At 38.5% G+C, this 16,544-nt stretch carries 22 protein-coding genes; 15 read left to right on the plus strand and 7 right to left on the minus strand.

Going from position 1 to position 16,544, the window contains the following annotated elements; translation table 11 throughout:
• Positions 1-129: 129 nt before the first annotated feature.
• The 6 genes from AC4CUY_RS13380 to AC4CUY_RS13405 all read right to left on the minus strand — a co-directional run bounded on the left by AC4CUY_RS13380 (position 130) and on the right by AC4CUY_RS13405 (position 4,434).
• Positions 130-642, minus strand: coding sequence for a hypothetical protein (locus AC4CUY_RS13380; protein WP_419318449.1), 513 nt, complete (start codon positions 640-642; stop codon positions 130-132).
• A gap of 381 nt (positions 643-1,023) precedes the next feature.
• Complete coding sequence (locus AC4CUY_RS13385; protein WP_490774249.1) at positions 1,024-1,464, minus strand: hypothetical protein; 441 nt, start codon at positions 1,462-1,464, stop codon at positions 1,024-1,026.
• A 2-nt stretch (positions 1,465-1,466) separates the two neighbouring features.
• Positions 1,467-2,912, minus strand: a complete 1,446-nt coding sequence (locus tag AC4CUY_RS13390) for a replicative DNA helicase (RefSeq protein ID WP_490774250.1) — start codon at positions 2,910-2,912, stop codon at positions 1,467-1,469.
• The gene (locus tag AC4CUY_RS13395; RefSeq protein ID WP_490774251.1) at positions 2,909-3,790 is read right to left on the minus strand and encodes a hypothetical protein; all 882 of its coding nucleotides are present in this window, start codon (positions 3,788-3,790) and stop codon (positions 2,909-2,911) included. The genes AC4CUY_RS13390 and AC4CUY_RS13395 overlap by 4 nt, the downstream gene beginning before the upstream one ends.
• Positions 3,791-3,856: 66 nt before the next feature.
• Positions 3,857-4,132, minus strand: coding sequence for a hypothetical protein (locus tag AC4CUY_RS13400; protein WP_490774252.1), 276 nt, complete (start codon positions 4,130-4,132; stop codon positions 3,857-3,859).
• A 50-nt stretch (positions 4,133-4,182) separates the two neighbouring features.
• Complete coding sequence (locus tag AC4CUY_RS13405; RefSeq protein ID WP_314340173.1) at positions 4,183-4,434, minus strand: Cro/CI family transcriptional regulator; 252 nt, start codon at positions 4,432-4,434, stop codon at positions 4,183-4,185.
• Positions 4,435-4,541: 107 nt separating this feature from the next.
• Between AC4CUY_RS13405 and AC4CUY_RS13410 the strand changes: the two genes are divergently transcribed.
• From AC4CUY_RS13410 to AC4CUY_RS13450, 9 genes are all read left to right on the plus strand, one after another.
• Positions 4,542-5,324, plus strand: coding sequence for a S24 family peptidase (locus AC4CUY_RS13410; protein ID WP_314340171.1), 783 nt, complete (start codon positions 4,542-4,544; stop codon positions 5,322-5,324).
• A 276-nt stretch (positions 5,325-5,600) separates the two neighbouring features.
• The gene (locus AC4CUY_RS13415) at positions 5,601-6,329 is read left to right on the plus strand and encodes a hypothetical protein (RefSeq protein ID WP_490774253.1); all 729 of its coding nucleotides are present in this window, start codon (positions 5,601-5,603) and stop codon (positions 6,327-6,329) included.
• A 235-nt stretch (positions 6,330-6,564) separates the two neighbouring features.
• Positions 6,565-7,146, plus strand: coding sequence for a hypothetical protein (locus AC4CUY_RS13420; RefSeq protein WP_490774254.1), 582 nt, complete (start codon positions 6,565-6,567; stop codon positions 7,144-7,146).
• Positions 7,146-7,385 carry a hypothetical protein gene (locus tag AC4CUY_RS13425; protein WP_296277764.1) on the plus strand — a complete coding sequence of 80 codons (240 nt, stop codon included), beginning with the start codon at positions 7,146-7,148 and terminating at the stop codon, positions 7,383-7,385. Before AC4CUY_RS13420 ends, AC4CUY_RS13425 begins: the two co-directional genes overlap by 1 nt.
• A 1-nt stretch (position 7,386) precedes the next feature.
• A complete protein-coding gene (locus AC4CUY_RS13430; RefSeq protein WP_490774255.1) occupies positions 7,387-7,989 on the plus strand; it encodes an HNH endonuclease signature motif containing protein in 603 nt (200 codons plus the stop codon).
• Complete coding sequence (locus tag AC4CUY_RS13435; protein ID WP_490774256.1) at positions 7,986-8,648, plus strand: hypothetical protein; 663 nt, start codon at positions 7,986-7,988, stop codon at positions 8,646-8,648. Before AC4CUY_RS13430 ends, AC4CUY_RS13435 begins: the two co-directional genes overlap by 4 nt.
• A complete protein-coding gene (locus AC4CUY_RS13440; protein WP_419259039.1) occupies positions 8,645-9,454 on the plus strand; it encodes an ORF6N domain-containing protein in 810 nt (269 codons plus the stop codon). Before AC4CUY_RS13435 ends, AC4CUY_RS13440 begins: the two co-directional genes overlap by 4 nt.
• Positions 9,455-9,456: 2 nt before the next feature.
• Positions 9,457-9,744: a hypothetical protein gene (locus AC4CUY_RS13445; RefSeq protein WP_419259040.1), complete on the plus strand. Its 288-nt coding sequence runs from the start codon at positions 9,457-9,459 to the stop codon at positions 9,742-9,744.
• On the plus strand, positions 9,741-10,001 hold the full coding sequence (locus tag AC4CUY_RS13450; RefSeq protein ID WP_419309991.1) for a DNA-binding protein: 261 nt from the start codon (positions 9,741-9,743) through the stop codon (positions 9,999-10,001). The genes AC4CUY_RS13445 and AC4CUY_RS13450 overlap by 4 nt, the downstream gene beginning before the upstream one ends.
• A 14-nt stretch (positions 10,002-10,015) precedes the next feature.
• On the opposite strand, the gene AC4CUY_RS13455 is transcribed toward AC4CUY_RS13450, so the two are convergent.
• On the minus strand, positions 10,016-11,245 hold the full coding sequence (locus AC4CUY_RS13455) for a site-specific integrase (protein ID WP_490774257.1): 1,230 nt from the start codon (positions 11,243-11,245) through the stop codon (positions 10,016-10,018).
• Positions 11,246-11,413: 168 nt separating this feature from the next.
• Here AC4CUY_RS13455 and ybgC point away from each other — a divergent pair, with 168 nt between their 5' ends.
• The 6 genes from ybgC (at position 11,414) to tolB (ending at position 16,507) form a co-directional block, all read left to right on the plus strand.
• The gene (gene ybgC, locus AC4CUY_RS13460; protein ID WP_004724526.1) at positions 11,414-11,821 is read left to right on the plus strand and encodes a tol-pal system-associated acyl-CoA thioesterase; all 408 of its coding nucleotides are present in this window, start codon (positions 11,414-11,416) and stop codon (positions 11,819-11,821) included.
• A gap of 24 nt (positions 11,822-11,845) precedes the next feature.
• A complete protein-coding gene (gene tolQ / locus AC4CUY_RS13465; RefSeq protein WP_336953995.1) occupies positions 11,846-12,544 on the plus strand; it encodes a protein TolQ in 699 nt (232 codons plus the stop codon).
• Positions 12,544-12,993: a protein TolR gene (tolR, locus tag AC4CUY_RS13470; RefSeq protein WP_336953996.1), complete on the plus strand. Its 450-nt coding sequence runs from the start codon at positions 12,544-12,546 to the stop codon at positions 12,991-12,993. Before tolQ ends, tolR begins: the two co-directional genes overlap by 1 nt.
• Before the next feature lie 3 nt (positions 12,994-12,996).
• A complete protein-coding gene (gene tolA / locus AC4CUY_RS13475) occupies positions 12,997-14,433 on the plus strand; it encodes a cell envelope integrity protein TolA (RefSeq protein WP_336953997.1) in 1,437 nt (478 codons plus the stop codon).
• A gap of 67 nt (positions 14,434-14,500) precedes the next feature.
• Positions 14,501-14,947: a hypothetical protein gene (locus AC4CUY_RS13480; protein ID WP_490774258.1), complete on the plus strand. Its 447-nt coding sequence runs from the start codon at positions 14,501-14,503 to the stop codon at positions 14,945-14,947.
• A 276-nt stretch (positions 14,948-15,223) separates the two neighbouring features.
• The gene (gene tolB, locus AC4CUY_RS13485; protein ID WP_004724537.1) at positions 15,224-16,507 is read left to right on the plus strand and encodes a Tol-Pal system beta propeller repeat protein TolB; all 1,284 of its coding nucleotides are present in this window, start codon (positions 15,224-15,226) and stop codon (positions 16,505-16,507) included.
• Positions 16,508-16,544: the final 37 nt, after the last annotated feature.

A 16,544-nucleotide genomic window follows, 5' to 3' on the forward strand; every position in this document is an offset into this window, starting at 1 on the left:
TTGATGCACTGTATTAATTCTATACACTGCGTTAACTATAACACGAATATGCCATATACCCTGTACAGGGTCAAGAGATCAACTAAATTTATTTGCATATTTTTCAATAATCTTTTGTTCTTCCTTTGCTTACTTGTATCTAATGAATGAATATCGACTATGCAGAGCAGCTAGACCGCACTTAACATCGGACCGCGCATCCATTTCTGAACGAATGATTGTAGGGTTATCAGCTTGCCCGACCTTGATCACCATGTTGGGCCATGAATTGCCATAGAAATACCGATCAATTATCGCATCTAGCCACTCATCTAAAATGCTTGATGTGCCTTGAATATCAAGAATTAAGCGCTGTACAGCTCTTGCTTCATTATCTGATATCTCGCAACAATACTTGTTTTTTTTAGGGGTTGAGGCTTTCGAATCATCATTGATCCAGTCAGCAATAATTTGCTCCTTACTGGTAATCTTCTTTGCTTTGCGCTTAACAACAGCCTCATCCATAGCCACAGCGATTGGATTTATGCTTCTTCCACAAGTACCTGTATTGGAATGTTGCCATGCTCCAAATTGATAAAGCCACTCTTCTAAACTGTATTTATTCCAGTCCACTGATTGCATAATCGTTACTTTAGAATTCATTAAACACCCCATACCGTCACACAAGTCAGAAAGCCAAAAAAACAAAAAATGAGAAAACCTAAAAATATTAACGCTGCCTGAAAATCTGTCATTTAGTCACCACCGGAATTTGTTGGAAATCACAACGTGTCTTCTTCCCATGTTGCTCGTGATTTTTTCTTTGCTTTTCACAAATGGATTGTGTTGCATACTGAAGCTGGTAATACGCCCTTAAATTATCGGTTCGATTGTATGATTCACTATTAAAACTCACTGTCAAAACCCAAACTGTCACCCATGTAATCACTATCAGTCACCCCGCTAAAAACTTGGTAATAGCTTCTTGAAACATGGAAGCCAAAACAAAAATGGTTAAGCAAACATATAAAACTGAATCACTATTCATTGCGCACCTCGTAAGGCTTTTTCTAAATCTCGAATAATGTAATCCGTTACAACTCGAACACCTTTGTCGTACAGATCCATTTCTTTAAAGTTGGTCATTGATTCTTTTAGATCAATCAATACCTGCTCAACTGCTTTAACTTTTTTACGTTCAAGTAAATACAGGTCTTCGATTGATTCGCTAACCATCTTGTATTCATCAATATCGGCCTGCAGGTATTTCCAGCACTGATACCAAATGACCCATTTATTATTAAACTCAACTAGATATTCAGCTTCCACCTTTGAATTTAAAGCTTCATACAAGCCAAATTCGCCAATCTCACTTTTAAAAACAACGTCAGCTTTAAAAACTCCAATCCAAAACCTATTTTTCTCAAACGCCTTTCTGCATTCATCCATTAAGCCAGCATTTAAATTTTGGTCATTATTTGTCATGTTCATATCCCTGCCATCCCAGATTTAAATTTTGACTTTTGGTCCACGTTGGTTAGTTGCTTTTGGAAATACTCCAGGTTCTCATTTGAAACATTTGAGAAGCGACTGTATTGCAACTCAGAAAATAGGAATGTTTCGCCTGTTTCACCATCACGTACCTTTGAGGCAATAACCTCAAGCATCCCTTTAAACTGGGATTTGTCTTTGTTGTAATACTCATCACGATAAAGAAATAGGATTACATCTGCGTCTTGTTCAATCGCTCCTGAACCACGTAAATCAGACATTACAGGTCTTTTGTTTGGGCGCTTGTCAACATCGCGGCTTAATTGGCTAAGAGCAAATACAGGGCAATCAAATTCCATGGCAATATTCTTTAAGCCTTTGGAAATTGCAGTTAAACGTTCGTGTTCGGATATGTTCGGGTTCAAGTGAGGTGTTGCTATCAATTGTAGATAATCAACGAAAATAGCGCCTAATGAGCCAAATTTCGCTTTGGTTTTTCTAGCATGACGCCTAATATCAACCAACGTGACCACACCATCTTTGATGTCAAATGGTGCTTGCTGCATAAGCTTTACCGCATCTGCAAACCCCGTCCAATCATCTGGCTCCATGGTACCGTTTTGCATTCTTTTTAATTCAACACTGCCCATCGCTGCGGTAATACGTCTTGAGATTTTTTTCTTTTTCATCTCAATTGATTCAAATAAAACAGGCTTAACAAGATTGGTTGTAATATGGGTTGATATATTTTGGGCAAATGCGGTTTTCCCCATACTTGGCCGTGCTGCAACAATGACTAAATCACCGTTTTGAATTTCACCGATTTTATTATCCAAGGCAATGAAACCAGTATTTACACCTCGTACAGCATAAGTTCCTTCCATCTTCTCAGTCTGGATCTTATTGACCTCGTCATAGAGATCAACCAATGAGTTAATTAATGGCTCTGGATCATCATCATTGGTTCCTGTACCAATATCACTCAAAACACTATTTGCCTTTGCGATTGCATCATCTGCTGTGCCATTACTCAAATCATTGGCAATTTTTTGAATGCGGTTACCTGCATCTCTAAGATTTCTGCGAGTTGCCAAGTCTTGCAATGTTTTCAAGTAAGACGAAACATTGTTGCTTAGGGTGACTGGTGCATTCTGGAATAAATCCAAAATGTATTTTTCGTTTACACCCTGTTTTTCAGTGCCTAATGTTTTCAAGGAAGTCATGATTGTGACTTCGTCAATCGGTTCACCCTTTTCGTGAAGTTTTTTCATAGCACGAAATAAAACAACATGGGTTTGGATGGTGAAAATTGACTCGTTTGTCTGTGAAATAAACTCGCAGCATTCCTTGTATGTGAACATTGAAACCAAGAGAGCTAATTCACAAGCTGGATCGGACAACTGGTCCTCAGCCACTCCCAAAATATTAAATTGGGTATTCACTTACCACCTCCCAGACCTTGGCCATACTTCACCGGTATTGGTTTGATTTCGGGTGGTGGGGTTGTGTCCTCTTGCTCGATCTGTTGTTCATCAGGCGTTTGGATGTACAGACGTGGATCTCGCTTAACCCATTTCACAAAATTCGAATACATCTGATTTGATCTAATTGATCCAGATTCAAGTTTGGTTTGGTAGTAAGCGTTTATCTCAGGCAAGATTTGATTAATCAATTCAGGTGTCATTGGCATCAAGCCAGATTGTTTTAACCAGTCGTTGAGTTGTTTCACATCAGGTGTCCAGACTTTTAAAACTTGATCAAGAGAATTTTCAGCGTTTGCGCTTTGCTCTTGCTCTTGTTTCTGCTCCTGTTCTTTTTCCTGTTCCTGCTCTTGTTCCTGCTCTTGGCTTGCAAGGGGCTTAGAAGGGGCTTGTAATTTAGTGGTTATTTTTGAAGAGCTATCACGTTTTTGAGTCATGCAGAATGCTTTACTGTATCTATCGTAAAAGCTTGCTAGATAAGGGTTTGATGGCAATGAGTTATATTCATTTTGAACACCAATACTGCGCTTATCTGTGGGTTTAAGTTGATCAGCAATTTGAAATCTTGCCATCTCATAAACCCATACAGTCTCAGTATCATCATCATAACTACAAAATCCCGCACTTTCAGCCCATCGAAGCCCCTTTGAAGCCCCTTGTATGCCTAATCCTGTTTCATGGGCAATATATAAAAGTGGAACATAAAAAAGCCCCAACATATTGGCGTGTGGGCATGTAATCAAATACATAGATACAATTAATGACTCTGGGCACTTTCGTAATTCTTTGCCAGTTTTCCCAGCCCAGAAGTTAGGGGATATTTTGGCGTAATCACGCATGATTTAACTCCTTTAAAGGGGCTTGCAAGGGGCTTAGAAGAGGTTTAGTTAACTTAAATTTGATGATCATAGCTTTCCTTTCGCTTCAATCATTTTTCTGTGTGCTGACTTAAATCGATTAAGCAATCCAAACTCGGCCCTGTTTCTTTCCAGATCCTCAAGGATGTCACCAATGAAAGCGCCCTCACCTGGTTTGCATTTTCTCACCACACCTAATGCCTTCTGTAACTCAACTTCGATTGAGCGAAATTCCTTAAGTGCATCTGCATAGGCATCATGATCAACCCACCATTGGTCATCATTTGCATTGTCTAAATCTTGTGCTAATATCGGTTTATTCATTTTGGTTTACTCCAAATGTAAAACCGCCTCTGCTGGAACAGATGGCGGTTTTATTTTTTTGATGAGTCAAAATTAACTAACTCACTCTCAGATGATCTCAATTCAATCCAAATATCTTGATATGTAGCAGGAAAGAGTTCTTTTCTTGTACATACCCCCATATCTTCTGCTATGACTGCAAGCCTGATTTTTCGATCAACAGGTATTGCGCTCCACCCAGATACAGATGCAGGTGTAATACCTAGGAATCTTGCAACAGCGTTAACTCCACCTAAATTTTTAATAAGTTGAACGTCATTCATTAAACTCTCCTTACATCTTGATCATTATTAGGCATACCTAATATTAAATCAATAGGTACACCTAATTAAATTTATGTTAGGATTACCTAACTTTGTGAGGATGGTTTATGAATACTCTTGCTGAACGTCTAAGATATGCTATGGAAGTTTTACCAACTAAAAAAATTAAAGGTATTGATTTAGCACGCGCTGTTGGTGTTAAACCACCTTCTGTAAGTGACTGGCTTTCTGGAAAATCCAAAACTATGGAAGGCGAAAATCTTCTAAAAGCCGCTGACTTTTTAAAAGTCAATCCAACTTGGTTGGCTACTGGATCTGGATCACCAAACGAAAATCTAAACCCTATTTTAAGCAACCCAGAATCACAATTTAAAATTTTAAATATTGAAGCTTTCAAAAAGCAATACAACATTCCAGATAGCGAAGATGCTGTTTTATTTTCGCAGAAGATTGAAAAGCCACTTCCTACCAGAAAGAGATGGGTTCCAGTTAAGGCTTACAGCAAAATGGGAATGGATGGATTCTTCACGGATATGGGTTATGAGGGTAATGGTGGTGATGGATATATTCCTACCCGTTCCGCCGGTGATAAATCATACGGGATAAAAGGAACTGGCGATTCCATGTACCCTGCTATCCGTAATGGGTGGTATGTGGTTTGCGATCCAGATGCAGAATTAACCCCAACTGAATTTGTCCAAGTTTGCTTAAAAGATGGTCGTTGCACGATTAAAGAATTGATTGGTATTAATAACAATGTCCTAAATTTACTTGCTGTAAATGGAGGGGAAAGAATTACATTTGATATGGATGATGTAGAGAGCATTACTGCAATTACGGACATTATCCCGCCAAGCCAACATAAACAAGACCACCCCGACTCCATATGATAAACAAGATTTTCTTTAGCTAAAATTTAGTTCATTAAGAAAAAGGATACTACTAATCAATTTCTAACAACCTGCTTTCAGCAGGTTTTTTTGTACTAAAAATTAGGCATACTAAAATAATTAGGAATACCTATTGACAATAAAGTTAGGTACACCTAATATTTATAACAAGAAACACAAAAAGCCCCACACTGTGGAGCTGAATTTAAATCTTAATGCTTTTCTCTGTCTTCGACCAAAATTTCAGAGATGCATTGCTATAACTGGTGATTCATTATGAACCAAAACACAAATATTAGTCAAGTTGGCAAAAGCAACAACTTAAACGAGCGATTGGAAAGCTGGTTAAAAAATGAAGAGTCATGCCACTTCTTCGCTATTCAAATTAAAGGTGGTGAGGTATATCCATTTGGTTTTAAAGATCGCCCTTTTTACACGTTAGATCAAGCTAAAACTTATTTGGAACACCTTAGATTAAAAAATCCAGATATTGAATATGGCATCTGCTCTGGTGGGGTTGATGTTGATGCTATTGATTTTGAAAATCTTGATGCACCTATGTGGCATCGAGTATGGATGAATCAACATCAAGTGCGCTTAATTAAATTGCAAATGGCGAAAAAGTCGGAAAAGGAATTATCTAAATTAATTCAAAATTATGATGAAGTTGTTGCTTGGCAAGCTGCCAATAATAAAACTGAATTTTGTCACTATTACTTTGTTCAGTCTTGTGATAACGAATCAATTGCGACCAGTTCATCACACACGCCAGATATATTTGAAGCATTAACTACAAAAGTTTGCTTCGAAAAAACAATGCCAGGTAGAAGCTTTAAGATTAGTCGCGGTCTAATTTCTACAGACTCATTATTGTCAATGGATGGTCGCACAGCGGATTTTTTTCAAGGATTCATTGATTACCACAAGGAAAGAATTGCAGATCTCGATCCTGAATATATGGTAGATCGTGAAATTGTCACCGAAACAAGAACAGCAAAACGGTGATTCCAATGACTGACCTTTCTAACTTACCAATCAAAACTAAGCAACTGGCTTTTGTTTTGTGGCTTCACAAGATTGGCTATAAAGGCGTTATTCGCCCATGTGGAACTTTCGAGTTTCAATGCCACGTTATAAATAAAAGATTCCCTAGGAACGTGAAAATCGTTCCGAACTGGGGATTCAACAAACCAGCTAAGCAGTTGTATGCAGAATTTTTAGAGCATTTGAGGGCCCCAGAATGAAAAGATTAGTTTTGCCGTGGATCTTACTGCAATCAGCTTCAATTTGTTCAGCTAAAAATGACCCACGTAAATATCTAAATGGTGTCACTTTAATTGATGGTCATGTTGTGGCTACAGATGCAGAACGTGTTTTTTACTGCAAATATGATGAATTACCAAAACTGAAAAAGCCTTTAACTATCCCACTCAAGGCAATTAAAAACCTTGAGAAAAAACTAGATAAAACACGCTCAAGTTGTTTTGTTGAAGTTGTGCATCATTCCGATGGTTTGGCTTTGAATGTAATTGATATTGATCCAGAGGTATTTACCCCTGTTGAATCTATATTCCCTACTGAATGGCACCACATGATCCCTCAAGATGATGGAATGCAATACAAAGGCGCATCACCTCATTTTCAATGGAAGCACATGGTTGATTTTCAGAAGATAAATAAGCTTTTGGGTGCAATTAATCCAGATGACACATATTTAAAACCAACAGGTTTAGATACCCCTGCCCATGTTTATTTTTATGGCAACGATTATTCAGGTGCCAAGGGTTTGATTATGCCGATTGTTGAGAGGAGTGTTGCGTGATGAGCACATTAAAAGATTTAAACAAACATTTATTTGAGCAGTTAGATCGCTTATCTAACGCAAAAAGTGAAAACCTCGATATAGAAGTTCAACGTGCAACAACCATGCAAGTAATTAGTGCTGAAATCATCAAAGCACACAACACTCAATTGGAGGCTGTCAAGTTAGTTGCTCAATACAAAGGCTTAAACCCAAACCAAGAAGCACCAAAAATCGAAACTGGAAATATTGAGGTGTAATATGACTAGAGGCGCTCCATTGAAATATAGTCAAGCGCAGTTAGATTTTATTAGATCAAATTGTGCCTTAGGGCGAAAAGAGTTAACAGCGCTCGTAAACGCTAAATTTTCAAGCCAATACACTGTTGATCAAATTAAGAATTTATGTTCTCGCAACAAATGGACCACAGGTCGCTACGGCCTTTTTGAAAAAGGTCATAAGACTTGGAATAAAGGTAAAACTGGCTATATGGGATCAAATGTCACCAGTTTTAGAAAAGGTAATACTCCACACAATACAAGACCTTTATTTAGTGAGCGATTGTCTAAAAAGGATGGGTTTATTTTTATTAAAGTTCGTGAATCGCACCCTCAATTTGTACCTAAGCACCGCTGGTTGTGGGAAAAAGCTAATGGCCCAATTCCTGAGGGGCATAACGTTGTTTTCATCAATCAAGATAAGACTGATTTTCGAATTGAAAACTTAATGCTTGCAAGTAATGCAGAGCTTGGATCTAGGAATAAAAGATATTCCAAAATCGCAAACGCTGAAACAAACGAAACGTGCTTATTGCTGGCCAAACTCAATATAGCCGCAAGAAAAAGAATAGGAGCAAATCAATGAACACTAAAACTATCAAATTTAACGTCGATCAATTGTTTGCTTGCTTGCCTCATATTGATCAAGAACATGAAAGCGAATTGTGTCGTAATGCATACATTGGTGATGGCTATATTTGTGCAACTGACAAAATCACTTTTATCAAATTGGAAGATCAAGAACTCAAAGGTTGTGATTTCTTAATTCCAGTTGAACAAATTCAAGAACTCGCTCATTTCAGATTTGGGCAAAATTACAACTTTGTAGAAATTACACTCAAAGTCATCGAGGACAATAAAGCGGTATTTGAGCTAGAAGGTTTCAAAGATGAATTCAAAGTTTTTGACTTGCCGAAACTCAATACAAAAGGGTTCACCAATTTTCAAATCAAGCGTCCAACGTGCATCAATGTTGAAACCCCATTGGTGAATCCTGAATTACTTGTTCGATTCCAAAGCTCACTTGAGTACCTTACTGGCGTGAAAGGTTTAGGTGTTCGCATGCTTCCTGCTGGTCCAAATGACCCAATTTATGTTCAAGCTTTTAAGGATGTTTATGGGTTGGTTATGCCAATGTCACAGGATTATTTTTTTGAGCTTATTGACTTGATAGCAAAATGCAAAGCTATAGATAGCTTGGAGTGGGAAAGCAAGTACGGAAGTGGTGAGGAGATCAAGTCATGAACGCATTAGTTAAACCAGCAATTCAGATTGCTAACAAACAAACCGCAGTCATTGAGTATAACGCTGTGCCAGTAATGACAACTGCTCAACTTGCTGATTTCTATGGCGCACAACCTAGAAATATTACTGATAATTTCTCAAACAACATTGAGCGATTTGAAGAAGGAAAACACTACTTCAAAGTTGAAGGTGATGAATTAAAAGGTTTGAAGGACTGCACCGATGATATCGGTTCAGTTCAAATTAGCAAAAATACTCGATCCCTAATTCTATGGACAGAAAAAGGTGCTTCACGACATGCAAAAATTCTAGATACAGACCAAGCATGGAATGTATTTGAACAACTTGAAGATTGTTACTTTGCTACAAAATCACAGGCTGGCTTTGAATTAGCAATTCCTCAAAACCTGCCTAGCGCATTACGTGCCTATGCGGATCAAGTTGAGCAGAATCTAATTATTGCCAAAGAACGTGACCATGCAATTGCCACCAAAGCGGAAATTGGCGAACGGCGTGAAGCTACAGCAATGGCAACTGCATCTAAGTTTAAGCGTGAGAATGAGAGCTTAAAACAGAAATTAGGTGAATCCACAACCTTTGCAGCAGTAGCAACAATCAACTCAAAACTAAAAACCAGCTTTGGAAACAAAGAAGGTCGCCAGCTTTCTAAATATAGCCGAGAGCATGGTTTGGAAATTAAAAAAGCCACTGTGCAAGATCAGCGTTTTTCAGAGGTGAATTCATATCACCGAGATGCTTGGCTCGCACTTTTCAATATCAACTTAAATTCAGTCTTTGGAGTATAAACATGAAACAGCCATCTAAACTTATGTGTCAACTTGCCTCATTAACTCGTGGGCTGGATAAAGAAGGTTCTGAGGCTAAGCCAAAACCACGCCACAAACTTGCTTTAAAACTCCGCAAGGTGGTGAAAAGCGCAGAAAAATTAGAAGAACAGGAGTTCGAGTGGTTCTGTCGTATCAATGGTGCAAGAGATATAGCATTAGATCTCATGGATGGACTAGGGCTTAAAAGTGGTGCTGAGATTGAAAAGCAATTAATTCATATTCTTGAAGCATTGGATGGTGTGGAATGAGCAGACAAACAAAACTTTCTAAAATGACAGAGGAAGAAAAAATTCTGGCCACAAAGATATTCTGGGAATCTCCAAGTGATGCGACATTCCCTCCAACCACGGTGGCCTTAGTTTTTAATGTATCAATTCAATGGCTACAGTTAAAACGCTGTGAAGGTGGAGGAATTCCTTTTACCAAAGGTTTACGTAAAATTTCATACACCAAAGGTGATGTTGTTAAATATTTTGAAGGCCAAAAACTCACAAATACAATCTAAATTAAAAAGGAGGTCTATCCTCCTTTTTTATATCCCTCAAAAACAATATCCTCAACTTCCTGCATGGCCAACCTCAACTTTTTATCACTAATCTGGATATAACCCTCAGTTACATCACCAGATATAGTGTGGTTTAAAAGTCTTTTAATCGTGTATTGGCCATAATCTAGATTTTCAGCAATGGTCCCAAATGTACGTCTGAGATCATGAAAGGTAAATTGAATGCCTGTTTCATCAATTATTTTTTGTTTAGCTTGAAATAAATTCGTTGTATACCCTTTTTTCTTAGCTTTAGGAGAGGAAAAAACATATTCATTAAACTTTTGCTCATCTCTTTTTTTCATTATCTCCCAAAGGCGCTCTCCCATTGGTAAAGTATGCACTTCACCGTTTTTAGGATCATTCGATGTTATCCAGCCATACTTTAAATCAACAGCATCCCATTTAAGCGTTTGACATTCATCACGGCGAAACCCGGTAAGAATCAGTGTTATTAGAAAATCTCTAACTGTATTACGCTCTTGTCTTAAGGCGGTAAAACTCATCACAGCATTAATCCAATCAGGCAACTGTTCTTGTTTCACGTAACCTTTTCGACGTTTAATTTTATTCCAAGTTCTTTTTGCTTTGAGAGTTGCTACTGGATTCACTGCAGTAATTATTGACTCATCTTTAGCATCAAGAAAATGCTCTACAGAAAAATTGAAAATAGCCCTGAAAACTGCCATTGCTAGATTTGCTTGAGCTGGGCTTTTTTCTGTTAATTCAGTGTATTTTGCTTGAACCTGAATTCTGGATATATCACCAATTTTAAACTTTTTCCAATCAGCTAAATATTCATTAACAACCTTGTCATAATCTTTAAGTGTTCTAGGTTTTAATGCTCTATTTTTAAGATATTCACTATAAGCAATATCAAGAGTGGGATGTTGCCTTGATACGTTTAAAATATGCTCATTTTGCTCACGTTCAGCCTTCTTTTCTTCATTTGGATTGTAACCTTGTGCCATTTGAGAAAGCAGACCTTGTGCTAAAATTCGCGCCTGTGATAGTGTTAAATTGCCATGTAGACCAATAGTAGACCGTATTGCTTTGCCTTTGACCTTTTTTTCAACAATATAGGTCTTACAAGTTGAATTAACTCGTACAGCAAATCCAATAAGCTCACTATCTCTGTATATACCTGGTTCGCTTAGGGCATCAATTGCAGTTTTAGTGAATTTTATGCGTTTTGAACTAGACATTGTTTAACCCCTATTAAGCAATAACTAACACTAGTAAGCAGTATACATTCTAGTCTACTATGCGTCTACTTTATGATATTTTTAATTAAATTAAACTTTTCATGAACAATTTAAAATCACTAACTAATTGATAGATATGCAATAAACAACACAGGAATGCATAGCAACATGAGTAATAAATTCGAATTCCAAATCCGTGTATATATCGAAGATACAGATGCTGGCGGTATCGTATACCATGCCAATCATATCCGCTTTATGGAACGTGCACGGACAGAATGGCTACGTGCATCTGGTATTGACCACTATTGGCATCAAAAAGATTACAATTTTGTCGTGCATAAAATTGCATTGAAATATTCTCGCCCTATACTCATGGACGATCTTATTACTGTTACAGCAAGTGTAGTTTCATGTAAAGCTTCGTCATTTGTGTTGCAACAGAATATATATCGTGGTGAAATCATGCTTGCTTCTGGCGAGGTAGAGTTGGCATGTTTAAGTACAGATATGAAACCTCGTAGAATTCCTGACGAAATCCGTGATTTAATTCTTCGAGAATTAGCTCACGAATAAAAAATACTTTTGGCACATGTAACTATGGCAACACAACTAGAATCTTCTTTACACATCTCTGATTTAATTTTACAAGCGAGCCCTGTGGTTCAATTGGTGATGCTAATCTTAGTACTCGCATCCGTTTTTAGTTGGTATTTGATTGCCAAGTTGCATATGGGCTATAAGAAAGCACATCAAGGCGATGAGCATTTCCAAAAAATCTTCTGGTCTGGTGCTGAACTCAATACCTTATATAACAATGCTCAGCTTAATTCTAAGCGAAACGGTTTAGAAGATATTTTCTATCAAGGTTTAAGTGAGTTTTTAAAACTTAAAAAACGCCATGCAGAAACTGCATCGATGATTGAAGGTACTGAACGTATCTTGCGTGTAGGACTCAGTCGTGATCAAGGCCGTTTAGAGCAAGGCTTAAGCTCTCTCGCCAGTATCGGCTCTGTCGCACCTTATATTGGTTTATTTGGTACTGTTTGGGGCATTATGAGTGCATTCATTGGCTTAGCTCAGGTTGAACAAGTTACCTTAGCCACTGTTGCACCAGGTATTGCTGAAGCATTAATTGCAACTGCGATTGGTTTATTCGCTGCAATACCAGCGGTATTAGCATTTAACCATTACACAGCAAAAGGCGAAGAAATTTATTCAGATCGAGCATTATTTGCAGAAGAAATGGTGGCGCTATTACAACGTCAGTCTGTGGGAACTACACAGGAAGATGAATAATGACAATCCAACGTTCTGGGCGTTTTGAACGCGTCAAAAAACCTTTAAAAAGTGATATGAATGTCGTTCCATATATCGATGTCATGTTGGTTTTATTGGTTATTTTTATGGTGACAGCACCCATGATTACCACGGGTGTTAAAGTTGACCTACCTCAAGCAAACAATAATCCGATTCAATCTGAAGACCGACCAGCCATCGTAACTTTAGAAGCAGATGGTTCGATTAAACTTGAAGACAAAAACCATAAAAATGAGGTTTTAACTTTAGATGAGTTGAAAACCGTACTTACAGAAAATCAGCAACAAGCTCAAGCAAATAACAAGCAATTGAGTGTCTTGATCAATGGTAGTGAATCACGCCCTTATGGTGAAGTCATGAAACTCATGTCTACACTGCAAGATGCTGGTTTAAGCCAAGTGGGTTTACTGACAGAGTCTGTAAAGTAAGTTATGAAAAATATTCAAAAGCCACAATCTAAAGAAAAAGCGATTGCACTTGGATTTACCCTAGGTATTCATGTGGTGGCGATTACTGGCTTACTTTTTCTCGGTTTAAGTCAACCACCTGAGCCACCCAAGCAAATTAAAACCATTTTAATTAAGCCTGAAGATTTACCACCACCTGAGCCCAAGCCCTTAGTCGAAACTGATGCCACTGAAACGGCAGATAGCAAGGTTGCAGAAAATACTCAGCAAACAGCAGAACCTGATCAAACAGCACCAGAAATTCCAACTGAAGCAAATAATCCCCCTGATACAAAGGCTATAGAAGCACAAAAAGCTGCCGAACAGGCCAAGGCAGCTGCATTAGAACAGCAATTGGCTATGGTAGCGGCTAAAGCAGCACAAGAAAAAGCCTTAAAACTTTCTCAAGCTAAAGCAGATGCTGCGGAAAAAGCCAAACATGAGGCAGCTGAAAAAGTAAAGCAGGCTAAAAATGCTGCTGAGAAAGCTAAGGCTGAGGCTGAAGCAAGATCTAAAGCAGATGCAGCAGCTAAGGCCAAGCAAGAGGCGCTTCAAAAAGCCAAAGCCGATGCTGCTGAAAAAGCCAGACTCGCAAGACTCAATGCCGAAGCAAAAAGCAAAGCAGAAGCCGCTGAAAAAGTCAGAAAAGAAGCCGCAGATAAGGCCCAACAGGCTAAAGTCGATGCTGCTGCAAAAGCCAAGGCAGATGCTGCTGAAAAAACCAGAGCGGATGCTAATGCAAAAGCTAAAGCAGACGCTGCTGCAAAGGCTAAAGCGGATGCTAATGCAAAAGCCAAAGCGGACGCTGCTGCAAAGGCTAAAGCGGATGCCAATGCAAAAGCCAAAGCGGACGCTGCTGCAAAGGCTAAAGCGGAGGCTAATGCAAAAGCCAAGGCAGATGCTGCTGAAAAAGCCAAGGCAGATGCCGCTGCAAAAGCCAAAGCGGATGCTAATGCAAAAGCCAAGGCAGATGCTGCTGCAAAAGCTAAAGCGGATGCTAATGCAAAAGCCAAGGCAGATGCCGCGGCAAAAGCCAAAGCGGATGCGGACGCAAAACGTAAAGCTGATCTAGCACGCGAATTAGATGAAGAAAAAGCCTCTGCTGCTGAAAAAGCCAAAGAAGCTGCTGCAAATAAAAAGGCAGAAGCGAGAAAAGTTGCATCTTCTGCGAAAAAGGACTTCGAAAGTAAAGTTCGGAATGCTTGGCGTATGCCTGCTGGCTCAACGGGTCAAAAGGCTACAGCTCGTGTCACGCTAACAGATAGCGGTTCTATAGCCTCTGTCTTTGTTAATGCATCAGACCCAGATGTAAAAGCAAGTGTGGAACAAGCAGTTCGCAATGCTGCACCTTTCCCAATGCCATCTGATCCAGATGCCAGACGCGAAGCACGAAGTTTTAGTGCAAATTTTACTGTGAAATAATCTTAAAATTACACCCTGTCTTGGCAGGGTGTAATTTAATGCAAAAACAATCACTCGGAAAAATCAAATGCGAGTTAAACCCATATTTGTAGCAATTTCATTATTTTTTCCAACCGCGTTATTATTTGCAAAAAATCTCGAGCAAGAAAAAATACTTGAAGTAAATACGCAACAATACCCACCTTCTGCGTCATACGAAAAAAACCCGTCTGTAGCAACAACGGAAGCATTACTTCTACAAAGTCAAATGGCTCAGCGGATAAATACCGCTAGAGTCAATCGTATTGTTAAAAAGTTGAGAAATTTAACAATCATCCAAGAAAATGCCGATGTTATTATTTACTTAGATGACAGTGGGAATGTAAAAGATATTTTAATCACAGAACAGGACGGCGAAACGTTTTCAAACGCAATCAAAACGGCGATTCAGCAAACAGCACCTTTTGAGATGTCTAAACAGTCATCGCTCAATCAATTATTAAAAGTGATTCGCATCAAATTCCGTGTTGAATAAGTCTCTATTCAACACGAGATAATATATTTTAATGGCAGCAACAATGACATTGTTGTCAAATCTATAAAAAAGTAATTTTTAAAGCTGCAACATTTACAATGCCCAAAGATCAAGCTGAAATTCATTAGTGTAATAAATTTGAATTTAATTTTTTAGTAAATCTGTTCAATGATAATCTTTTGTTCACAATTACATGCTTTATATAGATTAAAATCATGTCTTTGTGCTACAAAGCTAAGCATAGTTAAAAATTGATATTTGAGTACATGAAGTCCAATGAAAATCATGCCTAAACATCTATTAGGATTCGCAATTATTGTTGCATTTAGTCCAGCATTGATCACAACATCATATGCACAATTGCAATTAGAAATTGCCAAAGCACCTGAATCTGCACCTAAAATTGCCATCATTCCATTTAGTAATGATCAATCTATCTACCCTATTGTTGAACAAGATTTAAATCGCTCTGGGCGCTTTACCAGTTCATCAAAAAATCTTCCTGCAACTGCAAACATAAACAATATAAATGCAGAAGCATGGAAAGCGGCTGGGGTTCCTTATGTGGTTTTAGGTGACTCTAAAACCAATGCAGATGGTTCATTGGCAGTACATTACCAACTCTATGATGTTGAAAAGCAGAAATTCCTATTAAATGAATTGCTCTCAATCCCAGCATCACGTGTACGTTCTGCGGCACATATGATCAGTGACGCAATTTATCAAGCGCTTACAGGGATTCAAGGTGACTTCACAGGACGTATTGCTTATGTGTTACGTAACCCTGCAACACCAGAGACTCGTTATACCTTACAAATTGCAGATACTGATGGTGAGCAACCTAAAACAGTATTAAGTTCAAGAGACCCGATTCTCTCACCTGCTTGGACGCCAGATGCGAAAAAAATTGCATATGTTTCATTTGAAACCAAGCGCCCTGCTATTTATATCCAAGATTTAGCCACTGGTGCACGAGAAAAACTCGCTGCATTTCGCGGTTTAAATGGTGCACCAAGTTTCTCTCCTGATGGGAAATCAATGCTGTTTACTGCATCTATGCATGGAAATCCTGAAGTTTATCAAATGGATTTAGATTCACGTCAAGTGAAGCGCATGACCAACGATAGCGCAATTGACACTGAAGCACGTTATGCTCCAGATGGAAAATCATTTATTTTCACATCTGACCGTGGTGGATCAGCACAAATTTACCGTTATAGTTTTGATGATGGCTCAACCAAGCGTTTAACTTTCCGTGGTGCATTTAATGCACGCGGTACATTAAGTGCCGATGGTAAATATGTGGCATTGGTACACCGCCCTTCTGGTAGTAATTACAAAGTTGCCATTCAGGAAATTTCTACAGGTATCACCAATATTTTGACACCAACAAGTTTAGATGAATCACCAAGCTTTTCTCCAAATGGGCAAATGGTGGTTTATGCAACACGTGAGGGTAATCGTGGCTTATTGGCAATCATGTCTACAGATGGTCGCTTCCGCATGAACTTACCAAGCGAACAAGGTGAAGTACGTGAACCTGCTTGGGCACCTAAATAATTTAATCAAGATGTAAATCACTTATTTAAAATTGAAA

The sequence above is a fragment of the Acinetobacter sp. 778_lipA genome (assembly GCF_058242985.1).